Raw genomic sequence first — 9,596 nt, forward strand, 5'->3', positions numbered from 1 at the left:
ACAATTGAGCTCGCATCTTCTTGCTCAGATTTTTCGTTTTGTGAATAAGGTCTGACCGAAACAGTTGAAAAGAGAGAGCGAATACCGAGCGTTCCCGGTTTAATCAAAAAAAGATGGTGGTACTTGATTACTGGGGGGCGTGGACACTCAAGCGGGTTAATCTCATACACCCGCTTGATACACCGTGCCCAACTGCTTGAAGGTTCTTCCGGTGTGTGCTCAGGGTCGTTTAGCCCCTCCTTCACAGCCACCTTCGCACGCTCCCCTCGTTTACGGCATTAGTACCAGCCGTAGTAGCGGGTTATTGATTCGTAGGTATTCGGAATATGTGATGTCAGAAGCGCTAGAAAGTCCAAGGCGATAAAATCATGCGTCTTGCCCTCCTTTGTAGTGTAGTTCACCAGATCTTCATCAGGTGACAGCTTCTGTTTCTCGGGATGACAACTCAAAAGTAAGAGTTCACGAGGAAGTTCGTTTAAATGGCAGGCTGTACATTTCAACACATGGCTTGGCACCAATGTCACGACCGAATTCTATCGACTCGGTGTCGAATTCATTTTGAACGAATTGAACGTACTTAACTTTTTTATTCGAGATTTGATTAATAATATCGGCAAAGAGAGTGCGACCAAATTCAGACCAGTCTTTACCCAGCTTTACGTAGAAATCATCCAGACTAAGTGAAAGATCATTTGCTCCAAGTGAAAGTGGTGCTTTGGAGGACCAATTAAGCTGTACGGGCTTTGCAACCCCAATTCCAGCCGCGACAACGGAGCGGTTATCTTTTACTATAGTTGATGGGATATCGGGACAACCGAGTAGTCTGTCATAAATATAGTTTGCATGATTGGTAAGGTGTTGTTCATCTGGCTGAGGCCATTTATAGGGCGCGTTGTTCTTAATCGCTTTGTCAGTCCGTCTTTTCCGGTAGTCATATACAATCTTTGCTATCTCCCTAGCAGCTTCTAGGCTCTTGGAGGCCTCATCGGAGTAGCGATGAGGAGTCCCTTTGTCACCTGTAATCTTCTTAGCTTCGCTTAGCTCTAGTATCGGGCATATGCAGAGGGGCTCATCTCCAGCCCCAAGTGACTTGTAGACGTTCTTTTTGTTGTTGTCACTTGAGAACGTCACGAGACTAACGGAGGAGGCTTCAGCAGGGACGTGTTTAATAACGTTTCTGCAGTGCTGAGCCAGTGAGCTTTCAAAGTTCGCTTCTGGTTGGTTAGCGCTCTTTCCTAAGAAAACATTGTCGATAAACGCAACTTTTTTATTATTGGCTTGCGGTAACGTGACGAGCTCTATCGTACAAAATCCCTCAGGATCTCCAGCCGAATTTTCAAATAGGTGCAAGCCTTCTCCGGATGAAGAGGACGCTTCTGGTAACTCACGAAGTCCTTTGAGATGTTCGTCGATGTTTAATAGGTTTTTCGGTAAGCCTATTTTTCTACATTGATTTGTCAGGTAATCTTTATAGCCTTCTAGGAGTGGTTCAAGTCTCGTTTGTAGTTGCGTTGAATTGTTAGGACCTGGATTGTTAGATTGATACATCATCGGAAACTCCGTCCTCAATCAGTCGTCTCATTCTCACCTGCAGGATAGCATTAGCTTATTGATATGTGGGAATTATTTGGTAAAGAGGTGTCGAGTTCTATTCGAATCTACATGTTTTGGCTTCATCCGATCATCATTCCGCAAAAGAAAGATGGTGCTAGTTAATTATTAGCGGATTCTGATGAGTGGCGGGCAGATACCAGAGAACTCGGAGGACGATAGTAAGTATTCAAGAAAAAAAAGTAGAAATATTTCGCCCAGTAATCACGTACCACCATCTTTGTAATCTTTATTGCCTGACTCCTTCCTCAGTGACTTAACGAGCGTTTATTGCACGTGCCTTATCTTGGCGTCATCAGCGAACTCGCTAACCGATTGATTCTATGTACGGAGGGGAGAGCAGTAGATACACCTCTCCCGTGTTTACGGATTTAAGCAGGAATACGGGAGGTAAACTTTTAGAAGTGCCGCTTGGAGAATGCTCTGCCAGAGCCGGATTTGAGGTAGCGTTCGAATTGATGGGCTGAATTCACTCACCGAAATGCCGTTGTTGAAATCGACGACCAGCACCGGATTTTAAATACTCCTCGAACGCCTCAGCCTTTTCCTTACTCAAGAAAGCTATATAGTTTACCAACCGCCAAGGACGATATTTGGCTGTATGTTTTGAATCTCCACGATTGTGTTGTGCAAGACGCCTCTTTAGGTCACAGCTACAACCAACATAGAATCGTCCTGGATTACTTTGGCTTGCAAGGATGTAAACGTAGAACATATCGATATGTTCATCGATAATTTTCAGGAAGAGTTTCGAATTTATTGTACAAATGAAGATTTATTGTACAAATGAAGAGCCCGCCTCATCCCTACGGGATTCCGGCGAGATCATCTCGCCTCCTTCAGGAGGCGGATGGGGTGGCTGACGGGGCTCGAACCCGCGACAACTGGAATCACAATCCAGGGCTCTACCAACTGAGCTACAGCCACCACTTCGAATTGAAGTAGGCGAGATTATTAGCCTCTTCGAACGAGAGATCAAGAGATCTACTGAGAATGGGGGTTTTTTCAAGGGACAATGAACAAAAAAGAGTTCCAATAGGGACTATTGGCCACGTAACTTCAACACTGAATACGGCTGACTCTGTGCCAGCACCTCTATCGAAGTGACTCCCTCACAGCCCTCTAAGAGCTCAGTTTTTAAATGGTGCCAGAGTAAAAAGGCCACACCCCCCGGACGAAGCCCTCTCAGTACACCTCGCACAAAATGAAGCTGCATTGAATAGTCCGTATCCCCTCCGGAATGATACGGAACATTCGATACTATCCAGTCAAAAGATCTCTCCTTCCACTGGCTCACATCTCCCCACACAGTGTGGCCCCGCGCCTGCAGGTGCACCGCCTTCAGGGTGCTCTCAACTGATTCGATTGCCCACCGGTCACTATCAACAAAAGTTATACTCTCAATCGTTGGGTGCTCTTTTAGTAGTGACACTCCCAACGCTCCCCAGCCACATCCAAAGTCTGCGCCTATCCCTGTCACACATGCTCCCACCTCTTGCAGGACACCCTCAAGGAGTAACGTGCCTTCATCAACTTCTTGCCAACTAAAAAGAGCAGGATGAGTCGTAAAGGGTATTCCACGATGCGTAACAACAAGCGGTGAGGGAAGGGGATCTAGATGAGTGCTGAATGCCTTTGCTTGATCAGCAGAAAGTAAGATGAGCTTACACCGATGCTTTGACTCTATCTCCGTTGCGACATGTTGCGCACACCGCTTTGCCAGTGCATCCCCACCACTCTTAGAGCCTAAACAGATAAGCACCTGCCCACTCGGAGAGACTCGTTGAGCAGCCTCTGAGATGAGAAGCTCAGTATAGCTCCGCGACCGCTCGCCATTAATGATAATAGTCTCGGGAGTGAATGCTCCGTCGTCTTCTTGAAAGCCTCGCTTCGTGAGGATAGAAGCTTTTTGATAATCAGACTGAATGAATCGGACTCGACTCACTCCTAGGGAATCTAGAAGAGGGTGCTCCTCGGCGCCATATATGAGGACCTCTGTGTCCTGTGAGCAGATATTAGTGCGGTCTATAAACCACTGAACTGCGTCTAGTTGTACAAGCTTCGATGACATGCCACGACTATACGTGATATAGCCTTTCGGGTGAATCCAGTTTGTCATTTTGAGCTTGAAGTACTGCCTGGGCTTGAGCCCCTTGCACTGAACGAGTGCTCCACGTCTGCCCCCAGTTGCGATGCAGGAACGGGGAAAGCTCTCATTCCCATATAACGTGCACCACCTCCCAAAGTTGCTCTCTCTAAAGATCGTAGCTTCAGCTCATATCGCAGTTTCGGTTCCAGGTAAACGCCCATCAGCCCTCAGGGGTCATCAGGCACTCACCGTTATTCAAGAAGCAGTGGAGAACATTCGCACAAACACCCCCTTTGAATCAGACACGTGTCGATTTGGAATGAAAGGGAGTACTTCCTCGGAAGCAGTACATCTTCGAGAAGAGATCGCTCGGAGGTGCAGTCTTATAGAAAATGAAGATTCCGGAGAACAACTCTTTAGAATTAGACGCTCGATCTCCCTCGATGGTTGGGACATCGTCATTCGTGTCTCACCGAAGCCACTCTCTACACGGACGTGGCGAGTGGCAGATTATAGAGGTGCACTTCATGCGAATATTGCCGCAGCGATGGTGACTCTTCTCGCAAGAGAACAATCAAGAGGAGGAATCGAAAGAAGCCCCATAGTTCTCGATCCATTTTGTGGTAGTGGAACGTTGCTGTGTGAGCTAATGGAGGACTCATCGTATGTTTCATTAATAGGTGGGGATATTTCTCAGGATGCACTTCACGCATGTCGATTAAATATAGAAACACAGAAGGGCGCTGCGTTTTTCTATGGCACCACTATCTACGAAGGAAGTGCTGCACAGATACCACTCAAGAAAGACTCGATTGATGCAATCCTAACGAATCCTCCCTGGGGTGAAGCGCATGGAAAGAGGGAAGATCTTGAAAATCTGTATACATCATTCTTGAGCGAAGCTCATCGAGTGCTAAAGAAGGGCAGCGTATTGATTTGCTGCACTCAGGCGACAGATATCATATTTCAAATCATTGAGAAGCAAGCTTTTGATTGGAAGATTTCTGATCAACTCCAAGTCTTTAACGGATCGTTTTGTCCGACGCTTCTGGTGATCAGAAGTGGCCCGTCCCGCTAGAATCGGCGCCTCGGTATTTCACATGTACCGACCAGAAGGTGGGAGCTGAATCTGGCGCATCTTTGTATCGATATTCAAATCGGCGGCACTCCAGATCCGTAAAGTTCTTCCCGATGTATTTCATGATCTGTTGGGCTTTGATGCCTGATGTAATATCCCTGATTTCCACATAGTCGCCACGACGGTCTTCGTGGATGATAAATTGTGGTTTGAAACTGGCAAAAGTCGAGAGCTGAGAAAGTCTTTTCTGAAGAAACTCTTTGAGTTGCGACACATCAGTTGGAGGCGCCACTTGACTTCTGTTGAAGGGAGTTTTTGCCCAGGCACTTGAGTGAATAGATTGAATGTCTTTTTCACTCGGAACAGCAGCTACTGCAAGGACTCGATACTCAAATACACCTTTCCCACTTGGAGAATGCTGTATTCCTGTTTGTTGACTTACAATACAGTATACGCCATCTGTTTCCCCCGAAGGGTTTTTAAAGGTGAGTTGGGTAAGATTATTACCTTGAAGGTTTGAATACGGACTCCGCACTTGCTTCACAATTTCAGAGTAAAGATTCTTAAAGCTTGATTCCGTGAGAGTGAACTTCGAGAAAGAAGTACGGGCACCTCCCTCATGAAGATTCTGAATTTCAAGTTCATGCGTAGCTTCATGCAGATAAATAGCACGGACAAACTTTTCAGAAATCCCATAGGCTAGGTTTTGGAACGCTGCAATTCCGTCTGACCATCGAGAAGGTGGTTTAAGAGCCTGAATATCATCAATGGTTTCAGGAGTGCTACTGCTCTCGCTCGGCGACTGGTTATCGAACATGACTACTTCAGATGCTATTCATCTCGGGGTTACATACATTCCTCTGTATAGTAAAACCGTTTTGAACGCCTTATTCAAAGATTTTGCATCTCAGGCAAGCAAAATTACGTCGCGTTATTGGAAAAGAAAAAATCTTTCAATACGTTACCCCATTTTCAAGGAGTATCCATGTTTTTCTAAGTGGGCGATTGCCTTGTTCTCTAGGGACTTAATGTCGTCCCCAGAGAGCGTTTCGCTCTTACTTCCAAATCGGAACCGAACCGTCACATACCGCTCCTCCGAAGACGGGGAGTACTCTGTCACGATGGCACGATCAAGCACGCGCTTATCCTTAAATCTGCGCATGACGGATGCCAGTGCTTCTAACTCACTTCTCGGAGCCACGCTTACCGTACAGTCAAATACGGCAGATGGGTATCGACTCAGCGGCTCATACGGGTACGAGACCTTATTCACGCGTTCAGCAATTGGATCGAGTGCAATGACTCCGAGAGCGATTCGTCCACGAATCTTTAACGACTTGAGCAAGAGCGGATGGACCTCTGTGGCCTCTCCAAGTGTTTTGCCGTAACCATTGAAGGAGCGGGTTGCAAACGGATGCCGACCCTCCCAGTCCAGCGGAATTAGGGGATGGGGAAACTTTTCTGTTGTTTCAACGCACTGAACTGCTACTCCCAGGTGCTCAAAAAGAGGCTCCATGACATCAACAAGTGCACGGAAAGGATTCACTTTGGTGTTCTCAGAATAAATTCCGAGACAGAGCTCCCTCTGCTCCTCAGCGTATCCGCCGTCCTTTGTGGCGCTGTGATACGACCGTCCGATCTCAAAAAGACGAAAGCTTTCGAAATGTTTTGCATTCTCTCGCATTGCAAGGAGGATTAAGGGGATCAGCGAGGGTCGCATTCGATCCTGTTCTACTGAAAGGGGGTTTTTGAGGAGAAGCGGGTCAGCCGATTTCCAGCCTGTTTGCTCCAGTCCCTTTTCTCCGATGAGGGGGTACGTTTGAACTTCAAGGAACCTCCCGTGTAGAGGAAGGAAGTCAGCAATCTTTTTTTCTATCTGATGAACTGGAAGACGACGTACGGGTGTTACTGGTAGTTTCGGAGACACCGGCGTTATGCTTCCGTACCCTCGAATCCTTCCTACTTCTTCTGCAACGTCCGCCATGTATGTGAACTCTCTTGTTGCTCTAAAGGAGGGAATACTCACCGTCATTTTTTCATCATCCGATGAAACGCAAAATTCGAGGCCTTGAAGTGTCTGTATGATCTCTTCTTGAGTGTAGTGAGTGCCAAGTAGCCCATTAATTTGCGTCACAGAGCAGGGAACAGTCGGAGCCTTGAGCTCATCTAGATTTTCTCCATCATACTCAAGCCGGCCGACGACATGAGCTCCCGGGCACAGTTCTTGAACAAGCTCGAGCGTTCGAAGAATTGTCGTTCTCATCAGATGTGGATCGAGACCTTTTTCGAATCGATTCGAGGAGTCAGTCCGAACGCCAATACGTGTTGAGCTTTTTCGGATAGGAGTTCTTTCCCAAGTGGCTGCCTCGATGAATATTTCAGTCGTGTTTTCAGTAACACCACTTTCTTCCCCACCCATGATACCAGCTACCACGAGCGCTTTTTCTGTATCAGCAACAACGGTATCTTCTGGAGTCAGCAACGCCTCTGTCTCATCTAACAGCAGGAGTTTTTCGCCTTCTTCTGCTTGCCGAATCTGAATCTTGCCGCCAGAGATCTTCGTGCGATCAAAGATGTGGACGGGGCCACCTACTTCAAGCATTACATAGTTGCCGATATCAACGAGGTTATTGATTGGACGTAGTCCTACGGCAAGCAGTCGCTCTTGCATCCACTGAGGGCTGGGCTCAACCTTCACATTATCTACCGAGAGCCCGAAGTATCCAGTGCAACAGGTGCCATCTTTCACAGCTACACCGATGGGCGAAGGGCTATCATTCTGCATTTGCCCATCCATTTTGGCTTGCCACTCGCTCCCAAACCGATCTGCTTTGAAGCCCTTATTGAGAAGCGCCCCGCACTCACGGGCAATTCCCATATGCCCCCACAGATCTGGTCGGTGAGTAATTGCCTTGTTGTCGATATCAACGACTAGGTCGGACTCAACATTGAAGTGCTCAGTCATCGTTCTCCCAATCGGAGCATCCTCTGGGAGTGCAAGAATACCAGAATGATCATCGCCAACCTCTAGCTCAGCCGCTGAGCACAACATTCCCTCTGAAATAACGCCTCGAATTTTCTTTGGTTCAAGGGTCAGTCCGTTCGGGAAAGACGTTCCGAGTGGTGCATACGGAACCTTCATTCCGACTGTTATATTAGGTGCGCCACATACAACTCGCTGGACCGCGTTCTCATCATTGATGCGGACCGTTGCAAGCTGCAATTTATCAGCCTCAGGATGTGGCTCAATCGCTTCGATAAGCGCCACTGAGATTTGGGCAAGGTGACCCCCTCGCTCGCTCACAGCATCGACTTCAGCGGTATGGAGTGTAAGGGTGTCTCCAAGGTGTGCGCGCTCTGATTCCGTGAATGGTTCAGAGAGGAAATCTTGGAGCCAGTTTGCAGAAACTAACATGTGGCACCTCCGGCTTTGTAGGTGGCGAACTGTTTGACGAATCGGAGGTCTCCAGAGCGTAAGTGACGGATATCTTCTACTCCGTATCGCATCAGCAGGAGACGGTCGAGTCCGAGGCCGAAAGCAAACCCACTGTATTCATCTGGGTCTACCCCCATATGTGTTAAAACGCGTGGGTGAATCATTCCAGAGCCGAGCATCTCAACCCATTTTCCTCCATCTCGACGCATATCGATTTCAAGGCCGGGTTCCACGAACGGGAAGTAACTTGGACGAGTTCTGATTTCAACTTCTGAGCGGAAAATCTCTTCGAAGAGCGTTTTGGCAAAGTAGAGCAGGTGAGCAACCGAAATTCCTTTATCAATGAGAAGCCCTTCGAGTTGAAAGAAGGAGAAGTCGTGCCACTGGTCAGTTCGCTCGCACCTGAATACTTGCCCAGGTCCGATGAATTTCACGGGGGGCGTGCGATCTTTCATTCCCCGGATTTGAAGTCCGCTGGTGTGAGTGCGCAGTAAGTGTTTTCCATCCTCAAACCAAAACGTGTCTTGCAGATCTCTGGCTGGATGCGAGTCAGGGATGTTCAGTGCGGTAAAGTTGTGGAAGTCGTCTTCGATATGAGGGCCATCGAGGACTTCAAACCCCATGCTTGTAAAGATTTCTAATACTTCATTGAGAATCTGACTCATTGGGTGAAGGCCAGCCTCACTGACTCCTTGGTCAAACAAGGAGCCTCGGCTTGACGGATCCTCCCAAGAGGCTTGCAATTTTTCATTCACCTGATTTCGCTCGAGTTGTTGGCGAAATGAGTTTAGCTCCGATTCAATCTCTTGTCGTAGAGCATGGAGTTGTCCTCCAATTGCTTTCCGTGTTTCTGGTTCAAGATCTTTGAGTTGTGACATTAAGGATGATACCGAACCCTTCTTCCCAAGAAACTCCTGTTTCAGGGCGGTCATCTCCTTCACGTCTTTTATTTTTGTCAGAGCTGACTGAAATTCTTTACTGATGGTTTGAATCTGTTCTTGCATACACCGAAGAATAGCGATCCTGCACGATAAAAGAAACGGTAAGAACGAACCTTTTTGTTCGTCTCGCGCTTATAACGAGATGATATCCTTTGGCTTATGCTCTCCCGCCAAAGAGTCTTTGGTGATGGAAAGCAGACTGGGTCGGACAAAGCGGCTATTCGAGAACCCCACGAGCGATTATTCCCCGTTGAATCTCATTGGCGCCTTCTACAATTTGGAGCATTTTTGCATCTCGCATGAGTTGCTCAACGCCTGTTTCCTTCATGTATCCCATGGCTCCGTGTAATTGAACGGCTTCAGTGGTGATTTTCATGGCAGTGTCTGTAGCAAAGAGCTTTGCTTCTGCTGCACGAAGACGGGTTTCGCTATCGGCGGGGG

At 47.6% G+C, this 9,596-nt stretch carries 9 protein-coding genes and 1 tRNA gene; 1 reads left to right on the top strand and 9 read right to left on the bottom strand.

Features of this window, described 5'->3' with window-relative positions:
- The 5 genes from EBR25_11165 to EBR25_11185 form a co-directional block, all read right to left on the bottom strand.
- The coding region (locus tag EBR25_11165; GenBank protein ID NBW41543.1) for a hypothetical protein at positions 1–251 on the bottom strand (251 nt) is incomplete at its 3' end.
- Between the two features lie 208 nt (positions 252–459).
- Complete coding sequence (locus EBR25_11170) at positions 460–1,551, bottom strand: hypothetical protein (GenBank protein NBW41544.1); 1,092 nt, start codon at positions 1,549–1,551, stop codon at positions 460–462.
- A 529-nt stretch (positions 1,552–2,080) separates the two neighbouring features.
- The gene (locus EBR25_11175; protein ID NBW41545.1) at positions 2,081–2,326 is read right to left on the bottom strand and encodes a GIY-YIG nuclease family protein; all 246 of its coding nucleotides are present in this window, start codon (positions 2,324–2,326) and stop codon (positions 2,081–2,083) included.
- A 136-nt stretch (positions 2,327–2,462) separates the two neighbouring features.
- Positions 2,463–2,538: transfer RNA gene (locus tag EBR25_11180), tRNA-His, on the bottom strand.
- A 115-nt stretch (positions 2,539–2,653) separates the two neighbouring features.
- Positions 2,654–3,730 (bottom strand): methyltransferase domain-containing protein, encoded by a 1,077-nt coding sequence (locus EBR25_11185; GenBank protein ID NBW41546.1) that lies wholly within the window; start codon positions 3,728–3,730, stop codon positions 2,654–2,656.
- A gap of 73 nt (positions 3,731–3,803) precedes the next feature.
- Here EBR25_11185 and EBR25_11190 point away from each other — a divergent pair, with 73 nt between their 5' ends.
- The gene (locus EBR25_11190; protein ID NBW41547.1) at positions 3,804–4,778 is read left to right on the top strand and encodes a methyltransferase domain-containing protein; all 975 of its coding nucleotides are present in this window, start codon (positions 3,804–3,806) and stop codon (positions 4,776–4,778) included.
- On the opposite strand, the gene EBR25_11195 is transcribed toward EBR25_11190, so the two are convergent.
- From EBR25_11195 to EBR25_11210, 4 genes are all read right to left on the bottom strand, one after another.
- Positions 4,756–5,595 carry a hypothetical protein gene (locus tag EBR25_11195; GenBank protein ID NBW41548.1) on the bottom strand — a complete coding sequence of 280 codons (840 nt, stop codon included), beginning with the start codon at positions 5,593–5,595 and terminating at the stop codon, positions 4,756–4,758. The two genes, EBR25_11190 and EBR25_11195, sit on opposite strands and share 23 nt — an antisense overlap.
- Before the next feature lie 144 nt (positions 5,596–5,739).
- Complete coding sequence (gene pheT / locus EBR25_11200; protein ID NBW41549.1) at positions 5,740–8,193, bottom strand: phenylalanine--tRNA ligase subunit beta; 2,454 nt, start codon at positions 8,191–8,193, stop codon at positions 5,740–5,742.
- Positions 8,187–9,218, bottom strand: a complete 1,032-nt coding sequence (locus tag EBR25_11205) for a phenylalanine--tRNA ligase subunit alpha (GenBank protein NBW41550.1) — start codon at positions 9,216–9,218, stop codon at positions 8,187–8,189. The genes pheT and EBR25_11205 overlap by 7 nt, the downstream gene beginning before the upstream one ends.
- Before the next feature lie 154 nt (positions 9,219–9,372).
- Positions 9,373–9,596, bottom strand: a 224-nt coding sequence (locus EBR25_11210) for an acyl-CoA dehydrogenase (GenBank protein ID NBW41551.1), incomplete at its 5' end; no start/stop codon positions are given.

The organism is bacterium (assembly GCA_009926305.1).
GTDB lineage: Bacteria > Bdellovibrionota_C > UBA2361 > UBA2361 > RFPC01 > RFPC01.